At 55.2% G+C, this 21,549-nt stretch carries 20 protein-coding genes; 7 read left to right on the top strand and 13 right to left on the bottom strand.

What is annotated here, in order from left to right; genetic code table 11:
• Positions 1-8: 8 nt before the first annotated feature.
• Together Q334_RS0106445 and pomA are read right to left on the bottom strand one after the other, a co-directional pair.
• Positions 9-962, bottom strand: a complete 954-nt coding sequence (locus Q334_RS0106445; protein WP_027312487.1) for a flagellar motor protein MotB — start codon at positions 960-962, stop codon at positions 9-11.
• A gap of 14 nt (positions 963-976) precedes the next feature.
• A complete protein-coding gene (pomA, locus tag Q334_RS0106450) occupies positions 977-1,738 on the bottom strand; it encodes a flagellar motor protein PomA (protein WP_027312488.1) in 762 nt (253 codons plus the stop codon).
• 169 nt (positions 1,739-1,907) lie between these two features.
• Here pomA and Q334_RS0106455 point away from each other — a divergent pair, with 169 nt between their 5' ends.
• Genes Q334_RS0106455 through dxs form a run of 3 tightly spaced genes read left to right on the top strand, consistent with a single transcriptional unit; the run spans position 1,908 to position 4,826 of the window.
• On the top strand, positions 1,908-2,156 hold the full coding sequence (locus Q334_RS0106455) for an exodeoxyribonuclease VII small subunit (protein WP_027312489.1): 249 nt from the start codon (positions 1,908-1,910) through the stop codon (positions 2,154-2,156).
• Positions 2,143-3,021: a (2E,6E)-farnesyl diphosphate synthase gene (gene ispA, locus Q334_RS0106460; RefSeq protein WP_027312490.1), complete on the top strand. Its 879-nt coding sequence runs from the start codon at positions 2,143-2,145 to the stop codon at positions 3,019-3,021. The genes Q334_RS0106455 and ispA overlap by 14 nt, the downstream gene beginning before the upstream one ends.
• 50 nt (positions 3,022-3,071) lie before the next feature.
• The gene (gene dxs, locus Q334_RS0106465) at positions 3,072-4,826 is read left to right on the top strand and encodes a 1-deoxy-D-xylulose-5-phosphate synthase (RefSeq protein ID WP_027312491.1); all 1,755 of its coding nucleotides are present in this window, start codon (positions 3,072-3,074) and stop codon (positions 4,824-4,826) included.
• Between the two features lie 62 nt (positions 4,827-4,888).
• Here the strand turns inward: dxs and ribA are convergent, their stop codons facing one another.
• The 10 genes from ribA to glyA form a co-directional block, all read right to left on the bottom strand.
• Positions 4,889-5,503: a GTP cyclohydrolase II gene (ribA, locus tag Q334_RS0106470; RefSeq protein WP_027312492.1), complete on the bottom strand. Its 615-nt coding sequence runs from the start codon at positions 5,501-5,503 to the stop codon at positions 4,889-4,891.
• A 38-nt stretch (positions 5,504-5,541) separates the two neighbouring features.
• Positions 5,542-6,036, bottom strand: a complete 495-nt coding sequence (locus Q334_RS0106475; protein WP_027312493.1) for a phosphatidylglycerophosphatase A family protein — start codon at positions 6,034-6,036, stop codon at positions 5,542-5,544.
• Position 6,037: 1 nt separating this feature from the next.
• Positions 6,038-7,006 carry a thiamine-phosphate kinase gene (thiL, locus tag Q334_RS0106480; RefSeq protein ID WP_027312494.1) on the bottom strand — a complete coding sequence of 323 codons (969 nt, stop codon included), beginning with the start codon at positions 7,004-7,006 and terminating at the stop codon, positions 6,038-6,040.
• 18 nt (positions 7,007-7,024) lie between these two features.
• Positions 7,025-7,504 carry a transcription antitermination factor NusB gene (gene nusB, locus Q334_RS0106485; RefSeq protein WP_027312495.1) on the bottom strand — a complete coding sequence of 160 codons (480 nt, stop codon included), beginning with the start codon at positions 7,502-7,504 and terminating at the stop codon, positions 7,025-7,027.
• Positions 7,501-7,980 carry a 6,7-dimethyl-8-ribityllumazine synthase gene (gene ribH / locus Q334_RS0106490; protein WP_027312496.1) on the bottom strand — a complete coding sequence of 160 codons (480 nt, stop codon included), beginning with the start codon at positions 7,978-7,980 and terminating at the stop codon, positions 7,501-7,503. The genes nusB and ribH overlap by 4 nt, the downstream gene beginning before the upstream one ends.
• A 14-nt stretch (positions 7,981-7,994) precedes the next feature.
• Entirely contained in the window at positions 7,995-9,107 is a 1,113-nt protein-coding gene (ribBA, locus tag Q334_RS0106495; protein ID WP_027312497.1) for a bifunctional 3,4-dihydroxy-2-butanone-4-phosphate synthase/GTP cyclohydrolase II, read from the bottom strand.
• Positions 9,108-9,126: 19 nt separating this feature from the next.
• Positions 9,127-9,780, bottom strand: coding sequence for a riboflavin synthase (locus tag Q334_RS0106500; protein WP_027312498.1), 654 nt, complete (start codon positions 9,778-9,780; stop codon positions 9,127-9,129).
• Positions 9,780-10,901, bottom strand: coding sequence for a bifunctional diaminohydroxyphosphoribosylaminopyrimidine deaminase/5-amino-6-(5-phosphoribosylamino)uracil reductase RibD (gene ribD, locus Q334_RS0106505; protein WP_027312499.1), 1,122 nt, complete (start codon positions 10,899-10,901; stop codon positions 9,780-9,782). Before ribD ends, Q334_RS0106500 begins: the two co-directional genes overlap by 1 nt.
• Entirely contained in the window at positions 10,894-11,382 is a 489-nt protein-coding gene (nrdR, locus tag Q334_RS0106510; protein WP_027312500.1) for a transcriptional regulator NrdR, read from the bottom strand. The genes ribD and nrdR overlap by 8 nt, the downstream gene beginning before the upstream one ends.
• Positions 11,383-11,528: 146 nt before the next feature.
• The gene (gene glyA / locus Q334_RS0106515) at positions 11,529-12,782 is read right to left on the bottom strand and encodes a serine hydroxymethyltransferase (protein ID WP_027312501.1); all 1,254 of its coding nucleotides are present in this window, start codon (positions 12,780-12,782) and stop codon (positions 11,529-11,531) included.
• A 267-nt stretch (positions 12,783-13,049) separates the two neighbouring features.
• On the opposite strand from glyA, the gene ettA reads away from it, so the two are divergent.
• Together ettA and Q334_RS0106530 are read left to right on the top strand one after the other, a co-directional pair.
• Positions 13,050-14,708: an energy-dependent translational throttle protein EttA gene (gene ettA, locus Q334_RS0106525; RefSeq protein WP_027312502.1), complete on the top strand. Its 1,659-nt coding sequence runs from the start codon at positions 13,050-13,052 to the stop codon at positions 14,706-14,708.
• Between the two features lie 201 nt (positions 14,709-14,909).
• Positions 14,910-15,293: a PilZ domain-containing protein gene (locus Q334_RS0106530; protein ID WP_035460890.1), complete on the top strand. Its 384-nt coding sequence runs from the start codon at positions 14,910-14,912 to the stop codon at positions 15,291-15,293.
• 72 nt (positions 15,294-15,365) lie between these two features.
• On the opposite strand, the gene radA is transcribed toward Q334_RS0106530, so the two are convergent.
• Entirely contained in the window at positions 15,366-16,730 is a 1,365-nt protein-coding gene (radA, locus tag Q334_RS0106535; protein ID WP_027312504.1) for a DNA repair protein RadA, read from the bottom strand.
• 165 nt (positions 16,731-16,895) lie between these two features.
• Here radA and Q334_RS0106540 point away from each other — a divergent pair, with 165 nt between their 5' ends.
• Positions 16,896-18,176: an O-acetylhomoserine aminocarboxypropyltransferase/cysteine synthase family protein gene (locus Q334_RS0106540; RefSeq protein WP_027312505.1), complete on the top strand. Its 1,281-nt coding sequence runs from the start codon at positions 16,896-16,898 to the stop codon at positions 18,174-18,176.
• 190 nt (positions 18,177-18,366) lie between these two features.
• A complete protein-coding gene (locus Q334_RS19895) occupies positions 18,367-21,537 on the top strand; it encodes an ABC transporter substrate binding protein (RefSeq protein WP_051527570.1) in 3,171 nt (1,056 codons plus the stop codon).
• Positions 21,538-21,549 lie beyond the last annotated feature (12 nt).

Raw genomic sequence — 21,549 nt, forward strand, 5'->3', positions numbered from 1 at the left:
AGGCGCAATTAGAATATTTCGATCGGCCGCAATCCTTGGATTTCCTCTGGTGCAGGCGGCGGAATCTCCGGCACGTCCTGACTAAAGGTATCTTTACCCTGCTGGATGACAATTTCGACTCGACGGTTAACCGCGCGATTAGCAGAGGTGTTATTCGGCGCCAACGGCTTAGTATCTGAATGACCTGACACCGAGAAGCGACGCTGATCCAGACGCCCATCAGCAAACAACTCCTCTGCCACCGTCAAGGCTCGAGCAGTGGAAAGCGCCCAGTTAGACTGATACAGCACTGTATTGATCGGCACATTATCCGTATGCCCCTCAATGCCGATGCGCCCTCTCACCCCCAACAGCACATCACGCACCTTAGCCAATACCGGCACAAAGGCATAACTTAGCTCTGCTGTTCCTGACTCAAAGGAGCCATTATCTTTCAAACGGATAATGATTTTATTCTCTTTCGTTTCGACCTCAATCGAGCCTTCGGAGATCTCTGCATTTAAAGCCGCAGCGATGTTGACCGCAGTTTGCTCGGCTTCCATTTGCGCCTCTTGCTCAGACTGAGCATCTTGCTGCTGGAGATTATCCTGAGTGGATTCTGAATGCTTTTCTTGTTCCTGCTCAACCTGGCCCGGCTCACAGCGTACATCCAAGGTGCTCAGGGTTTGCTCGGTAGTGAACTGACGAACTTCGTTGAGGGGGGTAGGATCTGGGCGCCCGGGACTGAACTCCTGCGCCACAATACTGGTACCTTTGGGAATATCTTTGACCTTAATTTGGTTTTGTACCCCAAAAGCCTCTCGCATCGAGCCCGCGATCTGTTTGTACTTCAGCACATCCATCTCCGAGAAAGACAGCAGCAGTACGAAAAAGCACATCAATAGTGACATCAAGTCAGCGAAAGTCGCCAACCATCCGGGCAAACCGGCTTTACATTTACACTCTTCTGCTTCGTCAGACATGGCGCACCTTCTGACTACTCGCCTTCAGCGCTTAAGCGCTTAGACTCGGGCAGATAGTTTTTCAGCATTTGCTCAATCACGCGGGGGTTTTGACCCGCCTGAATCGCCAACAGGCCATCAATAATCATCGCTCCGGTTTCAGCTTCCTCAGCATTGCGCAGTGCCAGCTTATCGGCGATAGGCAGCGCCACCACACTGGCAAACACCGCGCCATAGAGCGTAGTCAACAAGGCTACTGCCATCGCTGGGCCGATTGCTTTAGGGTCATCCATTGCCGCCAACATCTGCACCAGACCCACCAGAGTACCGATCATTCCCATCGCTGGCGCCACATCACCGATGGAAGCAAAAATTTTGATCCCTAACTCATGGCGCTGATTAGTCAGCTTCATTTCTTTATTCAACAGTACCCGCACGACTTCTGGATCATGGCCATCCACCAGCAACTGCATACCACGCTGCATAAAGGGACTGGAGACCTGCTTATCCTCTAGAGACAACAACCCCCCTTTACGCGCGGCATCTGCTACCTCAACGATCTCTTGAATCAGAGCATTAGGATCAATCGACTTAAACATGAAGGCCTTAGCTGCCACCTTACCCGCCGTCAAAAACTGTGCCAGGGTAAACTTGATCATGGCCACCATCAGGGAGCCCACCCCTACGATCAATATGGAAGGCACATCAAGGAAGGCGCCAATATTGCCACCCATTAACATGGCGGCAATGATCAGGCCAAATCCGCCGATCAATCCTACGAGCGTCGCTATATCCACAAAAACCCCTCAACCCCGTTCCAGAGCCAGAAGAAGATTAAATAATGTACAAAATACAAGACCTTAGAAGCCTGACTCAGGCGCTGTTATTATAGAGCACATTGTCGTTAAAATGGCATGTAGTAAAGCTTGCCGATAATAGACCTAAATGCCAAGGGGGATTAACGGGGTGGCACGTAAGAAAAAGGTCGACTTTGAACAATCCCTGCACGAGTTGGAAAATCTAGTACAACGCCTCGAGCAGGGGGATCTGAGTCTCGAAGAGTCCCTCAATGCGTTTGAAAACGGTATACATCTCGTCAGAGAGTGCCAACAGACCCTGCAAGAAGCCGAGCAAAAAGTGCAACTGCTGCTAGAGCAGGATGGTCAGCTGCAACGCCTCGACTTCACCGCAGGAGACAACCGTGAACCTGGCTGATTTTACCCAAGCCTGCTGTCAACGAGTGGATAACGAACTCCATCAGCATACCCAAGCCTATCCCGGCGCAGAGCGCTTGCTTGAGGCAATGCGTTATAGTCTGTTTAACGGCGGCAAACGGATGCGTCCCCTGCTCAGCTACGCCACTGCAGAAGCACTGGGGCTGGCAGCCACTCAGATCGATTCCCTTGCCGCAGCGATTGAGTGCATCCATGCCTACTCATTAATCCATGACGATCTTCCCGCCATGGATGATGATGATCTACGCCGTGGCAAACCCACTTGCCATATTGCTTTTGATGAGGCGACCGCCATCCTCGCAGGCGATGCGCTCAACACGCTTGCCTTTCAGATTCTCGCCAGCAGCAATCGTTATAGCGACAGCATCAAAATCAAGCTGATTCAGCAACTTAGCCAAGCTGCAGGGGCTCAGGGCATGGTAGCTGGGCAAATGATGGATATCGCCGCCACTGCCCAGTCGATCGAATTGACCGAGCTGGAGCGTTTGCACCAACATAAAACCGGCGCCCTGTTACGCGCCAGTATCCTGATGGCCGCCACCGCCGCCCAAGCCAACGAGACTCAGCTTCAACAGCTAGATAGCTATGCCCAAGCTATAGGCCTGGCCTTTCAAATCAAAGATGATGTGCTGGATATTGAGGGCGATACCGCCACCCTGGGCAAACCTCAGGGCTCTGACCTTGCTTTGGCTAAATCGACTTTTCCGGCGCTACTAGGCTTGCAGGCCTGCCACCAGCGCCTGGCCCAACTTGAACAACAAGCCCTGACGGCACTGGATGGCTGGGGCACTGCAGCCGAGCGACTGCGCCAGCTTGCCCGCTATATCATCCAGCGTCACTATTAACCAACCCCACATGGCCTAACCTGAGTCAGCCTGAGTGTAATCGAGCCCTTATGTACCATTCACTGCCCCAGCAGCGCCCGGCGACTCCCTTATTGGATAGCCTGAACCTGCCCCAAGACCTGCGCCAATGCTCCATCGATACCCTGGTGCAACTGGCGGACGAGGTGCGCCATTATCTGCTCTGGAGTGTTGGCCAAAGCGGCGGCCACTTTGGCGCAGGGTTAGGAGTAGTGGAGCTGAGCCTTGCCCTCCACCACCTTCTCAATACACCGGAAGACGTCTTGATTTGGGACGTGGGCCACCAAGCCTACCCACATAAGTTGCTCACTGGGCGCATGCAGGATCTGCCGCGAATTCGTCAGCGGAATGGCCTGGCGCCCTTCCCTTGCCGGGAAGAAAGTCCCTACGACTGCTTTGGCGTTGGCCATTCCAGCACCTCGATCAGTGCAGCCTTAGGCATGGCGATCGCCAAACGTCAGCTAGGTAAGCCCGTACGCTCCGTAGCGGTCATTGGGGATGGCGCCTGCACTGCCGGCATGGCTTTCGAGGCGATTAATCATGCTGCCCAGACTGGGGTCGATCTGAGCGTCATCCTCAACGATAACGATATGTCGATTTCCCCCAACGTGGGCAGCTTGGCCACCTACCTGGACTCCAGCCATGCCCACGAACTCTTCAGCGCATTAGGCTTTCATTACCATGGCCCGCTGGATGGTCACGACCTTCCCACCCTGGTGCCACAACTGGCGCATCTGCTGCAGCAACCAGGCTTACACCTGATTCATGTACAAACCCGCAAAGGTAAAGGTTTTGCCCCAGCAGAAGCTGACCCTGTCGGCTTTCACGCCATTGGCAAGTTAGCACCCGCTCACAGCCCGGCGCCTACACCCCGTCCTAAATACAGCAATATCTTCGGTCAATGGCTCTGTGATCAAGCTGCCGCAGACCCGCGCTTACTCGCCATTACCCCAGCCATGCGTGAAGGCTCCGACTTGATCGCCTTCTCCGAGCGCTATCCCGAGCGCTACTTTGATGTTGGCATTGCTGAGCAGCATGCCCTCACCCTGGCAGCCGGCATGGCCTGCGCAGGCGCCAAGCCAGTCGTGGCGATCTACTCCACCTTTTTACAACGGGCCTACGATCAGCTAATCCACGATATTGCCTTGCAGGATCTGGACGTACTCCTCGCCCTCGACCGTGCCGGTCTGGTAGGTGAAGATGGCCCCACCCATGCCGGGGTGTATGACATCAGTTTTCTGCGCTGCATTCCCAACATGGTGATCATGGCACCTGCGGATGAAGCCGAAACCCGCGCACTACTCAATACCGGCTACCACTATCCTGGCCCTGCCGCCGTCCGTTATCCCCGCGGTCATGGTCCAGGCTTAGCGCCGGGGCACAGCCTGGAGCCTCTCCCGCTGGGCAAAGCCCGGCTGCTCCAGGCAGGTCACGAGCTGGCCATCCTCGCCTTTGGACCACTGCTTTATGATGCACTTCCCCTTGCCACAGAGTGGCAAGCTACCCTGGTAGACATGCGTTTTGTTAAACCTCTGGATACCCAGCTCTTAGATCAGCTGGCACAACACCATCCCTATATTGTCACCCTGGAAGAGCAGGCACTGGCCGGCGGCGCTGGCTCTGCCGTCAATGAATACCTACTGGGACAAGGCTTCAAGGGGCAGATTCTCAACCTGGGCCTGCCTGATTGCTATCTGGCCCATGGCAGCCCCAGCCAACAGCGTGAGGACGCAGGTCTTGACCCAAACAGCCTGCGCCAGCGCATTAGCCAATGGTGGCGCCGCTAAGCCCCTACCATAAACAGCAAAGGCGCCGAGGGCGCCTTTGCTGTTTGATCGTCACGACTGCATTAATCTTGATGATGCAGAATAAAGGGCCCTTCAAACATATGCCCTAGCTTACCCGCTTTGGTGGCCAGATAACCTGCATTGTAAACATTATGGCCTACCTGCAGCGGCACCCGCTCCACTACATTAACCCCCGCCTGCTGCATGGCTTTTACCTTACGAGGATTGTTCGTCATCAAACGCACAGCCTTAATCCCTAGATGCTCCAGCATCGGCTGACAGAGGCTATAGTCACGCTGATCAGCGGCAAAGCCCAGACGTTCATTCGCCTCAACCGTATCCGCCCCCTGATCCTGCAGATTGTAGGCGCGGATCTTATTCAGCAGGCCAATTCCCCGCCCTTCTTGACGCAGATAGAGCAGTGCCCCCCGTCCCGCTTTGGCAATTTTCTCCAAGGCTGCTTGCAACTGAAAACCGCAATCACAACGCAGACTAAAGAGCGCATCACCGGTTAAGCACTCGGAGTGGATACGGGCCAGCAAAGGCTCCCCGCTACTCAGATCCCCTAAGGTCAAGACCACATGCTCTTTACCGCTCTGCTCATCAGCAAAGCCGTGCATAGTAAAGACTGCCCAAGGGGTGGGCAGTCGTGAAGAGGCAACAAAACGCACACTCACCAGGACTTATCCTCTCATACGGGCCAGGCGGCCAAGCGTTATATCATAACCCAATGCCACAACAGCACTGAAGCTTGCAGGGCAACCCAGGCAAATACCCCGGCCAAAATATCATCCAGCATAATCCCTAAACCGCCGTGAACGTGGCGATCCAGCCAGCTGATAGGCCAGGGTTTGGCAATATCAAAGACCCGAAACCAAACGAACCCCAAAGCAATCCAATACGGATTAGGTTCCAGTAAAAACAGGGTAATCCCCAAACCGACAAACTCATCCCAGACTATCGCTGGATGATCATGCACCCGCCAGTCCCGTGCAGTTTTATCGCACACATAGATGCCTACCAGCACCGCCAACAGCAACAAGGCCAAATACCCTGTCCAGGGCAGCAATAAACCCAAACTCACCAAAGGCACCGCAGCCAGGGTACCAAAGGTGCCCGGCGCCTTAGGCGCCAAACCACTACCAAAGCCGGTTGCCAGCCAATAAGCAGGATGCTTCAAAATAGAGTAGGGAATGGGGTGCTTAGCCATATTAGAAATGCTGATAGCCCGCCTGCGCTGGCAAGGGATAACTTTGCTCACCTTGCCATAGGCGTAAACCGGTACGTTGATGAACCTGACCGATACGGGTGACTGGCACCGACAAATGCTGTAATGCCCGCAGCATCTGCGGCTCCTCTTGCGGACTGACAGTAAAGCAGAGTTCGAAATCCTCTCCACCACACAGAGCCAGCTGTAGCGCCTGCTCTGCATCCCGCGTACTGCGCAAGGCCTCTGACAGTGGCAAGCTATCGAGCTGCAAATCGGCCCCCATATGCGAGGCTTTCAACACATGCCCCAGGTCTGCCAACAAGCCGTCAGAAATATCGATCACTGCAGAGGCGTAAGGACGTAACCTCATACCCAGCTCAAGACGGGGACTGGGCCGATAAAAACGCTGCCACAAATACCCTGATGCCTCCTCACTGGGCTGGGCACCGGCCAAAGCATAGGCTAATCCCGCCGCCGCATCCCCCAACGTTCCCGAGACATAAATCAAGTCACCATGCATGGCGCCGTCTCGACGCAATGCTTGGCCCGCCGGCACTCGACCATGCACCTGAATACTCAGAGTTAGAGGACCACGGGTAGTATCTCCCCCCACCAGGGCGAGATGATATTGCTGCGCCAACTCCGCCAAGCCCTGGCTAAAACCCTCCAGCCACGTTTCTTCCACCTGAGGCAACGTCAGTCCGAGGGTGAAGCACATTGGCTCAGCCCCCATCGCCGCCAGATCACTCAGATTCGAGGCCAGCAAACGATAGCCGATATCACGGGGCGCAGCATGCAGAGGAAAATGTACTCCGGCCACCATGGTATCGAGGGAGATTGCCATCTGCTCGCCATGGTGTAAGTTCAGCAGGGCGCAGTCATCGCCAATCCCCAAAATAACGCCCTGCCCATGAGCCAATTGCGGCCGTTTAAAAAAACGTTCGATCAGCTCAAATTCGGACAGGGACATGATGGCCGGCGTCGCCAGTTAGAACTTGGGGGCAGGCCGACTACGTTGCAGCACTTCTGCAGAACGCAGTTCTTTTGCCAGTTTATCTAGCACGCCATTGACGTACTTGTGGCTTTCGGTTGCACCAAATACCTTGGCCAACTCAACACACTCGTTAATGACCACTCGATAAGGCACTTCCAGGCGCTGACTTAGCTCGTAAGCTCCCATCCGCAGAATGCACTTTTCAATGGGGTCCAACTCAGCCAAGGCACGGTCAAGCTTGGGAGCCAGATGTGAGTCCAGCTCGCTTACCCGTGCAGGTACACCATGCAACAGCTCACGGAACAGGGCCAAATCCGTACGGCTCATGTCGTTATCAGTACGGAACTGCACTTCGATTTCGGCCACGCTGGTTCCGGCCAGCAACCACTGATATAACGCCTGCAGGCTGAATTGACGTGCGCTGCGGCGCATTTCACTCATGGATGCCTTACCGTTGCCTTTACCCGTGCTCATGCATCGGCCTCCAGCTGCTTGAGCATGCTGACCATTTCCAGCGCTCCCAGAGCGGCTTCTGCACCCTTGTTGCCCGCTTTGGTACCGGCACGCTCAATCGCCTGTTCGATAGAGTTCACTGTGATAATGCCGTTCAGCACCGGCACATTGTAGTCCAGGCTCACTTTGGTCAGGCCCTTGGCCGATTCGGCGCAAACATATTCAAAGTGGGGCGTACCACCGCGAATCACCGCTCCCAATGCGATGATGGCATCATCCTTTTGCTGGGCAGCTACTTTCTGCACCGCCAATGGCAGTTCGAATGCACCCGGTACCCGGACAACACGCACATTCGCCTCGGGCACACCATGACGCTTCAACACGTCCAGCGCGCCTTCCAGCAGGCTTTCCACGATGAAACTGTTAAAACGGGCAACTACCACGGTGTAGCGACCTGCTACCTGGGTAAAGTCCCCTTCAATACTCTTTACGCTCATGTCGTTATTCCAACTCAGCCTTGGGCTTCAACAAATTCAACAATTTCCAAGTCAAAGCCGGAAATTGCGGTGTACTTGATCGGGCTAGAGAGCAGGCGCATTTTGCCCACCCCTAGCTGCCGTAAAATCTGCGATCCTGTGCCGACCGTCTGATAAACCCCGGACACGCCCTCTTTACGCGCACCTGTACGGCGATGCTGAGGGTTGAAATAGAGGTCTAAAGCGGTTTCCAGTTCATCACACTGACTACCGGAGAGTAGCACCGCCACCCCTCGTCCCTCCGCTGCAATGGCCGCCAAGGATTTCGCCAGAGTCCATTTACCCGGCGCCTTGACCGTCACCACATCGCGCAGCACATCCGTCATATGCACTCGCACCAGCGTGGGTTCAGCCGCATTTATCTCGCCCATGGCCAATGCCAGGTGCGTCTTATTCTGAATATGATCACGGAAGCTCAGCGCACGGAATACGCCATATTCGGTCTCCAGTACCTGCTCATCCACTTTCTCCACCGTCTTTTCATGCAAAGTACGGTAGTGGATCAAGTCGGCAATGGTACCGATCTTCAGGCCGTGGGTTTCGGCAAAGGTTTCCAGATCAGGACGGCGCGCCATGGTGCCATCTTCATTCATGATCTCGACAATCACCGCCGCCGGGGTATGTCCAGCCAAACGGGCCAAGTCACAACCCGCTTCAGTATGTCCGGCACGAGATAGCACCCCACCGGGCTGCGCCATCAGTGGGAAGATATGACCTGGCTGAACAATATCCTCAGGACGGGTATCACCCGCCACTGCCACCTGCACGGTACGCGCACGATCCGCCGCTGAAATACCGGTGGTCACACCGGTCGCCGCCTCAATGGAAACGGTGAAATTGGTCGAATAGGCGGTGCCATTGTCGCGCACCATTAAGGGCAGCTTGAGATATTCACAACGCTCACGGGTTAAGGTCAGACAAATCAGGCCGCGAGCATATTTGGCCATGAAGTTGATATGCTCTGGGGTCACTTTGTCGGCCGCCAGAATCAGATCACCTTCATTTTCCCGGTCTTCATCGTCCATCAGGATCACCATTTTGCCCTGATGAATATCCTCGATGATTTCCTCAATGGTATTCAGTGCCATGTGCCATCCTCGTGACAAATCAAGCTCGCCAAAAGCCGTGCTCGGCCAACTTAGCTAGGGTAAGACCAGACTGCTCGCCAGCAGCTGGCTGAATTAAGCGTTCCAGGTAGCGAGCCAACAGGTCGACTTCCAGATTTACCTTGGCCCCAGGCTGCAACGCCAACAAATTGGTGTGACTGGCACTATGGGGCACGATATTCAAACTAAATACTTGTCCAGCAACGGCATTCACCGTCAGGCTGACGCCGTCCACCGTGATAGAGCCTTTATGGGCGATGTAACGTGACAAATTGGCTGGAGCCTCCACCTCAAACTGCAGCGAACGCCCCTCTGTACGGCGACTTTTAATCGTGCCCACACCATCGACATGCCCACTGACCAAATGCCCACCCAACCGAGTGGTGGGTAACAGGGCTTTCTCCAGATTAAGTAAGCGGCCTGGTTGCCAGCTGGCCAGGGTGGTGTGGCTCAACGTCTCTCGGGACACATCTGCGGCGTAGGTACGGCCGCTCAACTCCACCACCGTCAGGCAGACGCCATTGGTGGCAATGGAATCTCCCAGGCGCACATCGGCAAAATCCAGCTCTTCACTGCTCACCCACAGACGCAGGTCGCCTTGCCGAGGTTCCAGGCTTTGTAAGCGCCCGGTTGCTTCAATAATGCCGGTAAACATCAAATCACCTTTGCCCGGATACGCCAGTCATCACCCAGCGCACGCATATCAACTATTTGCAAGCGTTGCTGCTCACTCATGCTACCAAGCGGCCAGTCCAACAAGGGGCGTGCCTGGCTACCCAACAAGGTAGGCGCCATATAGACCCACAGCTCATCCACCAGCCCAGCACGCATAAAACTACCGGCCAGACGGGCTCCGGCCTCCACCAGCACTTCGTTACAACCACGACGCCCCAGCTCACGCAATAACTGCGTCAAATCCAATCCCTGCGGTAAGCGAGTAAGAGGCAAAGCCTCCACCTGTGCAACAAGGTTAGGGCTAGAGTTGCGGTCATCTACACACCAGAGTATCGGCCCCGGCTGCTGTAACAAACGACACTGGGGCTGACTAGCCAGACGTTGGCGGCTATCAAGAATCACCCGCAGGGGCTGGCGCTCACCACGCCGCTGCTGCTGTTCAGCAGTTAGCCCACACTCTGCCATACGGACAGTCAAAGCAGCTTGATCCAAGAGCACAGTGTCGATGCCGCTCACCACCGCCGAACTACGGGCACGCAAACGTTGCACATCAGTACGGGCCGCCGCACCAGTAATCCACTGGCTTTCACCAGAGGCCATCGCCGTGCGGCCATCCAGACTCATCGCCAACTTCACCCGCACATAGGGCAGGCCCTGCTCCATCCGTTTGCAAAAACCAGGATTAAGTGCACGCGCCTGTTCTGCCAGTAAGCCATAAGACACGCTGACACCAGCATCACGCAAACGCTGATGTCCCTTACCCGCCACCAGCGGGTTAGGGTCCTGCATGGCACTCACCACCCGACTCACCCCCGCTTTGACCAAGGCATCTGCACAGGGAGGCGTACGGCCGAAATGCGCACAGGGTTCCAGGCTGACATAGGCGGTGGCCCCTTTGGCCTGCTCACCGGCCATCGCCAGGGCATGCACCTCTGCATGAGCTTCACCTGCCCGCTCATGGAAGCCCTGACCCACAAGCTGACCATCCTTGACCAATACACAACCTACTCGAGGGTTAGGGTCGGTGGAATACAGACCTTGCTCCGCCAACTGTAATGCCAACGCCATCCACTGATGATCCTGCGGATTAAAGTCAGACATTCAGCTCTCCTTGCTGCTCACTTTGATCCTGCTCCTGGGTCAGACGATCAATCTCTTCACGAAACTCTTGCAGGTCCTGAAAATCTCGGTAGACCGAAGCAAAACGCACATAGGCCACCTGATCCAAACGCCGCAGCTCCCGCATCACCATCTCCCCCAATTGACGCGAACGCACTTCACGCTCACCGGTGGCGCGCAATTGTTGTTTGATACGGGTAAGGGCAGCCTCAATGGCTTCGGTTGCGACAGGACGCTTTTCCAACGAACGCAACATGCCTGCGCGTAGTTTGTTTTCGTCGAAAGGCTGGCGAGTGCCGTCTTGCTTAACGATATGCGGCATCACCAGTTCAGCTAATTCATAGGTAGTAAAACGCTCACCACAGGCCAGACACTCACGGCGACGACGCACCTGTTCACCTTCGGCGACCAGACGCGAATCGATGACCTTGGTATCCTGGGCACGGCAGAAAGGACAATGCATGGCACCACCTGTAAAGAGCGAGGGCCAGTATTGTAACCGAGTTAAAGATAAGCCCCAACAAAAACGGCCGGAAAAACCGGCCGTTTGGCTAACATCAGTGCGTTTCCGTTATGGAAAAAATGCGCCTGATATTCGAGAGGAAGCGATTAGCGGTACACAGGATACTTGGCACAGACGGCTTCGACCTTGCTACGAACCGTAGCGATCACTTCCTCGTTGTTAATGTCCTCGAGGATATCGCAGATCCAACCGGCCAGATCACGGCATTCCTGCTCGCCAAAACCACGAGTGGTCACCGCAGGGGTACCGATTCGCAGACCACTGGTAACAAAGGGTGAACGAGGATCGTTAGGTACCGCATTTTTGTTGACGGTAATGTGGGCACGCCCCAAAGCCGCATCCGCATCCTTACCAGTAATATCCTTACTGATCAGACTGAGCAGGAACAGGTGATCTTCCGTACCACCGGATACAACATCGAAACCACGCTGAATGAAGACTTCCGCCATAGCCTTGGCATTGACGACCACCTGCTTCTGATAGCTCTTGAACTCCTCGCTCATCGCTTCTTTGAAGCAAACCGCTTTGGCAGCGATCACGTGCATCAGCGGGCCACCCTGACCACCAGGGAAAACCGCAGAGTTCAGTTTCTTCTCCAGCTCTTCATTGGCTTTAGCCAGGATCAAACCGCCACGGGGACCACGCAGGGTTTTATGGGTAGTGGTAGTCACCACATCGGCAAAAGGTACCGGGTTGGGGTAAATGCCAGCCGCAACCAGACCAGCCACATGAGCCATATCAACAAACAGATAAGCGCCAACTTCATTGGCAATCGCACGGAAGCGGGCAAAATCCAGCACCTGAGAATAAGCCGAGAAACCAGCAATAATCATCTTGGGCTGATGTTCTTTCGCCAGACGCTCGACTTCGTCATAGTCGATCAGACCGGTTTCCGGATTCAGACCATACTGTACTGCCTGGTAGATTTTGCCGGAGAAGTTAACACTGGCGCCGTGGGTCAGGTGACCACCGTGAGCCAGGCTCATCCCCAACACGGTATCACCTGGCTGCAGCAACGCCATAAAGACCGCTGCGTTAGCCTGGGAACCAGAGTGAGGCTGGACGTTAGCGTAATCCGCACCAAACAGCTGCTTGGCACGCTCAATTGCCAGCTGCTCAACCACATCAACATGCTCACAACCACCGTAATAACGCTTGCCGGGGTAGCCTTCTGCATACTTATTGGTCAGCACGGAACCCTGGGCCTGAATCACCCGTGGGCTGGTGTAGTTCTCAGAAGCGATCAGCTCAATGTGAGCTTCCTGACGCTTGGCTTCTGCCTGCATCGCGCTCCAGAGGTCAGCATCGAAAGAGGCGATAGTCTGGTCTTTGGTGAACATGGTTTTCCCCTACTGGCCGTATATAAAGGTGGCTGAGCTAAGGTTGTTCCGCCCGACACCCCAGGGCGGTGCTCAAGAGGCGGGCATTATAACCAACTTTGGCCAGGGCAGCAGATGAATATTCCGTCAATCAGCAGCCAGTTTTGCTCATACATGAGCCATCGCCAACGCGCATAAAGCGGTAGCAAAAAAGGGGGCAAATCCTTACCATTACGTCCAATTTTGCCGGAAACGGTCACCTTTATTTGTTAACCGCAGGTAGTGAGCATGGCTCAATACGTATACACCATGAATCGCGTGGGCAAAGTTGTTCCGCCCAAGCGTGAAATCCTTAAAGACATCTCCCTGTCATTCTTCCCGGGGGCCAAAATTGGCGTGCTGGGTTTGAACGGTGCAGGTAAATCCACCCTACTGCGCATTATGGCCGGCGTAGACACCGATATCCTCGGCGAAGCCCGTCCCATGCCCGGTATCAAAGTAGGCTACCTGCCTCAGGAGCCGAAACTGAATGAAGAGCAAACAGTTCGCGAAATCATTGAAGAGGCGGTCGCCGATGTCAAAGGTGCGCTAGCCGAGCTAGACCAGGTCTATGCTGCTTACGCAGATCCCGATGCCGACTTCGATGCCCTGGCCGCTCGTCAGGCTGAACTGGAAAACCTGATCCAGGCCAAAGACGGTCACAACCTTGATAACGCCCTGGAGCGCGCTGCCGATGCACTGCGCCTGCCCCCCTGGGATAGCCAGGTAAAACACCTGTCCGGGGGTGAGCGTCGCCGTGTTGCCCTCTGCCGTTTGCTGTTAGATCACCCTGACATGCTGCTGCTGGACGAGCCCACTAACCACCTGGATGCCGAATCCATTGCTTGGCTGGAGCGCTTCCTGCACGAGTACCCCGGCACCGTGGTAGCCATCACCCACGACCGTTACTTCCTCGATAATGTCGCTGGCTGGATTCTGGAACTCGACCGCGGCCATGGTATTCCCTATGAGGGCAACTACACTGGCTGGCTGGAGGCCAAAGAAAAGCGTCTGGAAATTGAGGCCAAGCAGCAACAGTCTCACCAGAAAGCTATCAAAGCTGAATTGGAATGGGTACGCTCCGGTGCCAAAGGCCGCCAGGCGAAGTCCAAGGCCCGTCTACAGCGCTTTGACGAGCTGAACTCACGGGAATTCCAAACCCGTAACGAAACCCAGGAAATCTATATTCCACCTGGTCCACGCCTGGGTGATAAGGTCATTGAGCTGCACAACGTCAGCAAAAGCTATAACGGTCGTCTGTTGATTGATGATCTCAGCTTTACCGTGCCACCGGGTGCCATTGTCGGGGTCATCGGTGGTAACGGTGCAGGTAAGTCCACCCTATTCCGCATGCTGACCGGTGCCGAGCAACCCGATAGCGGCTCCATCGTGATTGGTGACACCGTCAAGCTGGCCTGTGTGGATCAGATGCGTGAGCTAGATGGTAGCAAGACTGTATGGGAGGAGATCTCTGACGGCGCTGACATTATTACCGTTGGCTCCTTCCAGACCCCATCCCGGGCCTACCTCGGCCGCTTTAACTTCAAAGGCTCTGACCAGCAGAAGTTTGTCAAAGACCTGTCAGGGGGTGAGCGCAACCGTCTGCACCTGGCCAAGCTATTGAAGGAAGGCGGCAACGTACTGCTGCTGGACGAACCCACCAACGACCTGGACGTGGAAACCCTGCGCGCCCTGGAAGAAGCCCTGCTGGCTTTCCCCGGCAGCGCGATCGTGATCTCCCACGATCGTTGGTTCCTCGACCGGGTTGCCACTCACATTCTGGCCTACGAAGGTGACTCTAAAGCCGTCTTCTTTGAAGGTAACTACAGTGAGTACGCGGAGGACTTCAAGAAACGCTTCGGTAAAGATCATCAACCCGAGCGGATCAAGTACAAGCGTATTGGCTAAGCCTTTCCCCCCTGGCTTGCCAGGGGGGAGTCCCATCCCGCTACCTGTATTGCATATAGGCTAGCACTACGACTTATCTTCTCCTCCCCCAGTGCTTGCTTTCCCTAGCCGCCAGCCTCAGAAATTCAACTACACTTCCACTATACGCAATGCTCATACACGCAAGCACAGTCTTGGCCTGACCCTCAGTTGGAGGTAGATATGCCCACTGCCAGTAACCGCCGCCGTTTCACCCGGCTGCCCTTTGATGCCTTTGCCACCCTGGAAACCAGTAGCGGACGCTACCGTGCTCAGGTACTGGATCTTTCTCTACACGGTGCCTTACTGTTGACCCCCGATGGCTTTGAACCGCGTGTGGGGGATGAAGCCACCATTGAGATCAGCTTGTCCGATGAAGCCCATATCTCAATGCCTGTGCGCCTCCGCCACTCGGAAGAAGGCTTGCTGGGCTGCGAACTGCACCATATCGATATGGACAGCCTGTCCCATTTGCGCCGCCTGCTGGAGCTAAATCTGGGAGATGCCGAGCTGGTCGAACGCGAGTTAAGCCAGTTGCTGGATCAGGTTCCCACCTCCGACACCTGAACCGCGCCCATCAGAGCAGGCAAAGCTCGTGACAAAAGGTGGCTTCCCCAGGTCATTCTTGTGGGCTTAACTCTAGAGTGCCTGCAGTGCCTCCTGCAGGTTCTTCACGCCAATGATGTGCATCCCTTCCACTCCCCCTTTCGGCACATTGGCCAGGGGGGCGATGGCCCGCTTAAAGCCATGTTTGACCGCCTCACGCAGACGCTCCTGACCACTGGGTACCGGCCGTATCTCCCCCGACAATCCCACCTCGCCAAACACCACCAAGTCTTGCGGTAACTGCTGATCGCGAAAAGAAGACACCACCGCCAGCAGTAACGCTAAATCGGCACTGGTCTCACTGACCTTGACCCCTCCCACCACATTGACGAACACATCCTGATCACCGCAATGCAGCCCACCATGACGGTGCAACACCGCCAGCAACATCGCTAAGCGGTTTTGCTCCAACCCCACCGCCACCCGCCGTGGCGCCGCCAGGTGACTCTGATCGACTAGTGCCTGAATCTCCACCAGCAGGGGCCGCGTACCTTCCCACACTACCATCACCAGGCTACCGGCCGCGGCCTCTTCGCCCCGCTGTAGAAAAATCGAACTGGGATTTTTCACCTCTTTCAGACCGGACTCGAGCATGGCAAACACCCCCAGCTCATTCACCGCACCAAAGCGGTTTTTAATCCCGCGCAGGGTACGAAAACGGCTATCGTGCCCCCCTTCCAACAACAGGGAGGCATCAATCATATGCTCTAACACCTTGGGGCCCGCCAGGGTGCCATCCTTGGTGACATGCCCCACCAGCAACAACACCGTGCCGGTCTGCTTGGCAAAACGAGTCAAGAGCGCAGCACTCTCGCGCACCTGACTGACCCCGCCAGGAGCAGAGTCAACCAGCTCGGTATGCACTACCTGGATGGAGTCCACCACCAGCAGCTTGGGCTTGAGTTGCTCCACCTGCTGCAAAATGCGCTCAACGCTGGTTTCCGCCAGCATTTTCAGTCCCTGTAAGGGCAAACCCAGTCGCCGTGCCCGCATCGCCACCTGCTGCAAGGACTCTTCCCCCGTGACATAGAGTGCCGGCATCTGTTGTGCCAATTGGCACAGTGTCTGTAATAGCAGGGTCGATTTACCTGCCCCCGGATGTCCGCCGATCAAGATCGCGGAGCCCGGCACCATACCGCCTCCCAACACCCGGTCAAACTCACCCAAACCCGAGCTAAAGCGAGCGGTTTCCGTCAGTTCAACTTCTGCCAAATCCAACACCCGCGCCTGCTGTCCCGCACTACCGGAGTACCCCCCCGCATGACTGCCGCCACGGGCGCTACCCAGACGCACCTCACTCAAGGTGTTCCAGTTGCCACAGTTCGTGCACTGGCCCTGCCATTTGCTGTAGTCGGCACCACAGTCATTGCAGACATAAGCGGTTTTCTGTTTAGCCATCCGGGATATCCTTGCCAGGCAAAAAGGTCTGGGGCATTGTAGGGGGCCCAATTTGAGAACAAAAGTTTCTGTTCTCATACGCTATAACAAAGACGCCATAACAAAAGTACAAGACCGGCAGGACGCTGGACCTGCCTCCCATGCCCATACTGTGAGGACATTTTCATGAAGCTTGAAACCCAAGCCATCCATAGTGGCTATCAGGTTGACCCCACCACCAAAGCCGTCGCCGTCCCAGTTTACCAGACGACCTCCTATGCCTTTGATTCCAGCCAGCATGCGGCCGATCTGTTTGACCTCAAAGTGACCGGTAATATCTATAGCCGCATCATGAACCCCACTAATGATGTGCTGGAGCAACGTTTAGCGGCCTTGGAAGGTGGTATTGCCGGGTTAGTGGTGTCTTCCGGCATGGCGGCCATTACCTATGCCATCCAAACCCTGGCCGAAGCAGGAGATAACATTATCTCCATCAGCGAGCTCTATGGCGGCACTTACAACCTGTTTGCCCATACCCTACCCCGCCAGGGCATTGAAACCCGCTTCATTAACAAAGATGACTTTGCCGGCCTGGAAGCCAAGATCGATGCCCGCACCAAAGCGGTCTACTGCGAGAGTATTGGTAACCCTTCCGGCTCAGTAGTGGATATTCGTCGTTTAGCCGAGATTGCCCACCGCCATGGTGTGCCGGTGATTGTCGATAACACTGTTCCCTCGCCGGCGCTGCTGCGGCCCTTTGAGCATGGCGCCGACATAGTGGTGCACTCGCTGACCAAGTATATCGGCGGCCACGGCAACAGTATTGGCGGCATTATTATCGATTCTGGCAAGTTCCCCTGGGCTGAGCACAAAGAGCGTTTCCCCCTGTTGAACCAACCCGATGTTTCTTATCACGGCGTGGTCTACACCGAAGCCCTGGGGCCCGCCGCCTTTATCGGTCGTGCCCGGGTAGTGCCGCTGCGCAATACCGGCGCGGCCCTGTCACCGATGAATACCTTTATGATTCTGCAAGGCCTGGAAACCCTGACGCTGCGTATGGAACGCATCTGTGCCAACACCCAGCGAGTAGCGGAATATCTAGCCGCTCACCCCCTGGTGGCGTGGGTGAACTATGCCGGCCTGCCCACCCACAAAGATCATGGTCTGGCGCAGGAGTACATGGGTGGTAAAGCCTCAGGCATTCTCAGCTTCGGTCTAAAGAGTGGCCGTGAGGGTACCCGCCGCTTCTACGATGCTTTGCAGTTGATCCTGCGTCTTGTCAATATTGGTGATGTACGCTCCCTGGCAGCCATTCCCGCCGAAACCACTCACCGTCAGCTGAATGATGCCGAACTGGCCGCTGCCGGGGTCAAACCTGAGATGGTACGTTTATCAATCGGCATTGAGCATATTGATGACCTGCTAGCCGATATTGAACAAGCGCTACAAGCCTCTCAGACCGGTTAATTCCCTCTCTGCCTGCCTAGTACTATAAAGGGTGCCCAGCGCACCCTTTATTTCACTCCCCTATAAGTAAATCAGGTTTTTAGCGTTTATTTGCCTAAGACGCGGTCTATGCTAGATTGACTGGCCATCCAGCTGCCCCGGGCAGGCTGAACTCATAGACTCTAAGACGATGGATGCAAAAGGAAGTAGCATGAGCATCAGGCTGATTTTATGCTGGGGCGTTCTCCTCTTCGCTTCCGTTAGCCAAGCCGCACCCAGTCGGGTTTTGCTCCTGCATTCTTATCACAACGGTTTTGCCTGGACTGACCAGATCACCGACAGTGTGCGCAGCACCCTTAAACAAAGCGCCACTGCCCCTGAGTTACAAGTTGAATACCTTGATACGCTGCACACCCCCTTAGCCCGCAGTGAACAGGCCTGGGTGCAACTACTGCAAAGTAAATTAAGTGACCACCCGATTGATGCCCTCTTAGCTGCCGATAATGATGCCCTGGAGTTTGCCATACGCCAGCGCCCGACCCTGTTTGCCCAAGTCCCTATTGTTTTCACTGGTATTAATGGCTTTACCCCAACCCTGCTAGGGCAGGAAACCCGCATCACCGGTGTCACCGAACAACTGGACATTCGCGGCACCCTCAGTTTTATGCGCATGCTCCATCCAGATCGCAGTCGCCTGCTCGTCATTTCCGATAACAGTGAGCGTGGCCGCACGCAACAGGAATTACTGCAGGCGGCTAAACCCGCAGAGTTTGGCTTCCGTTTGGAAATACTCAGCGAATGGTACTTGGCAGAATTGAGCGAGCGACTCAGCCAAGTAGACGACAACACCCTTATTGTGCTGTTGACCCCCACCCAGGATAAAGAAGGGCGTGAGCAAGGCATGGGCCTCGTTTTTAAGCATATCCTGCAATACGCCAGGGTACCGAGCTATACCTTTTGGGAGCTCGGGGTGCGCGGAGGGGCGACCGGTGGCAGTGTTCTCAGCGCTCGCCAGCAAGGCCAGGATGCCGCACGGATGGTGCTTCGCATTCTAGCGGGGGAGTCAATACAAAGTATTCCTATTCAGCTGCAACCTAACAGCCACCCCATGCTGAATGCCGAGGCACTGGAGCGTTTTAAGCTGCGCCTACCTACGCTGCCGGACAAACTGGCTCAACGTTTAGAGATCATCAACCAGCAGCCGTCCTTTTGGCGTGAGAATGCCCAATGGGTTGTCATGGTGATGCTGCTCTTTATTGTCCAGAGTCTGATTATCCTGGGCCTCTACTTAAACTGGCGCAAACGTCGTCAAGCAGAGCAACGCCTCTCCCAACAGACCCAGGAATTGCGCCAAGAGCGAGCACTCTTGACCTCATTAATGGATGGTCTGCCCGACCCCATCACCTTTAAAGACGCCCAGGGTCGCTATCTCACCGCCAACGCCGCCATGGCAAGACTGCTGCAGCGCGATAAAGGTGTTCTGGTCAATCTAAGTGATCGCTATTGTTTGCCAGCGAATGTCGCGGACCAATTAGAAGAAATGGATCAGCAGGCCCTGCAAAGTCTGCACCCTCAAAGCCGTGAACTGCAAATACCCGGCCATGCTGAGCAAATCCATACCATGGAAGCGACCTCTTTACCGGTTGCCCAAAGCCGCAGCGGCGGCAGTGTGATCACCATCCTAAGGGATATCAGCCAGCAAAAGCGCAGTGAAAGCTCACGCCGCACCCTGACCAGAGCAGTCGAACAAAGTGCCAGCGGGGTGCTGATCATGGATCGACAAGGTCTGATTGAATACGTCAATCAGCGTTTTTGCGCCCTCTCGCAATACAGTGCCCGGGATTTAATTGGCTACCATGCGCGCATGCTGCAAAACCCTCGAGTGAATGATCACTTCTACTTGCAACTATGGCGCACTGTGCGCGGTGGTGGGGTCTGGCGTGGCGAGCTGCAAGGTGTCAGCAAGCATGGTGACCAGTTTTGGTGTTTAGCCTCCCTATCACCCGTACAAGACAGCTTGCGTAATGTCACCCATGTGGTAGCCGTTATCGAGGATGTGAGTCATATCAAACAAGCCCAGGAATCCATGGAGCAACTCGCTTTCTATGATGTCCTGACGGGGCTAGCCAACCGCGTCTTGTTCCGTGAGCAGTTACAAAGTGCGTTGACCCAGGGCGAACCCTTTGCGTTGTTCTACATCGACCTGGATAACTTCAAGCGAGTCAATGACACCCTCGGCCACGATGCCGGCGATCAGTTGCTGGTGACCGTCAGCCATCGTTTACAAGGCTGCCTGCGCGAGCAAGACCAGCTCGCTCGTATTGGTGGTGATGAGTTCACCTTGCTGATGCCTGGTGTCAGTGACCTGGAACAACCAAAGCGCTTAGCCGAGCGGATGCTGGACGCACTTTACCCCCCCATTATGCTCGGCGGACAAGAGGTACAAATCTCCTGCAGTATTGGCATTACCCTTTATCCGATGGATGGCCAACAAGCCACTGAATTGATGAAAAACGCTGACTTGGCCATGTACAAAGCCAAGGAACGAGGGCGCAATACCTTTGATTACTACAGCCGTGAACTCAATATTCATGCACAGCGCCGACTGTCGTTGGAATCAGAACTGCGTCACGCACTGCAGCAGCAGGAATTTGAGTTGTACTTCCAACCCCAAATCAATCTGACCGCCTGCCGTGTCCATTGCGTCGAAGCGCTGATTCGCTGGCATCATCCACAGCGCGGCATGATCAGTCCGGGGGAGTTTATCCAGGTAGCAGAAGAATCCGGCCTGATATTGCCGATAGGTAACTGGGTACTCAAAGAGGCCTGCCGCCAGTTACTGCGCTTCCATCAGCATGGCTATATGATCAAGGTGGCCATCAATCTTTCCCCTGCCCAGTTCCGTGACCGAGAACTACTCAACCATATCGCCGATGCCCTGGCCGAGTCAGGGCTGGAAGCGCGTTGGCTAGAGCTGGAAATTACCGAGAGCATGCTGATGGACAATATGGCGGATGCCATTGCCCAGCTGCAACACCTACAGGCGCTAGGTATTAGCCTGTCGATTGATGATTTTGGTACCGGCTATTCCTCCTTGAACTACTTGAAACAACTACCCGTCGATGCCTTGAAAGTCGATCGTGGCTTTGTGCGCGACATCCCCCAAGATGCAGACGATATGGCGATCACCGCCGGGGTAATTGCCATGGCACATAAGTTGGGCCTGCAGGTGGTCGCGGAAGGGGTAGAAACCCTGGAGCAGTTAGCCTTCCTTAAAGAAAACGCCTGCGACCTGGGCCAGGGTTATCTGTTTAGCCCACCTCTGCCAATCGATGCCATGATCGGTATGATGCCGGCATTACCCCTGGTGACGCAGGACTGACTTGAAAACAAT

The organism is Balneatrix alpica DSM 16621, assembly GCF_000619885.1.
Lineage (GTDB): Bacteria > Pseudomonadota > Gammaproteobacteria > Pseudomonadales > Balneatricaceae > Balneatrix > Balneatrix alpica.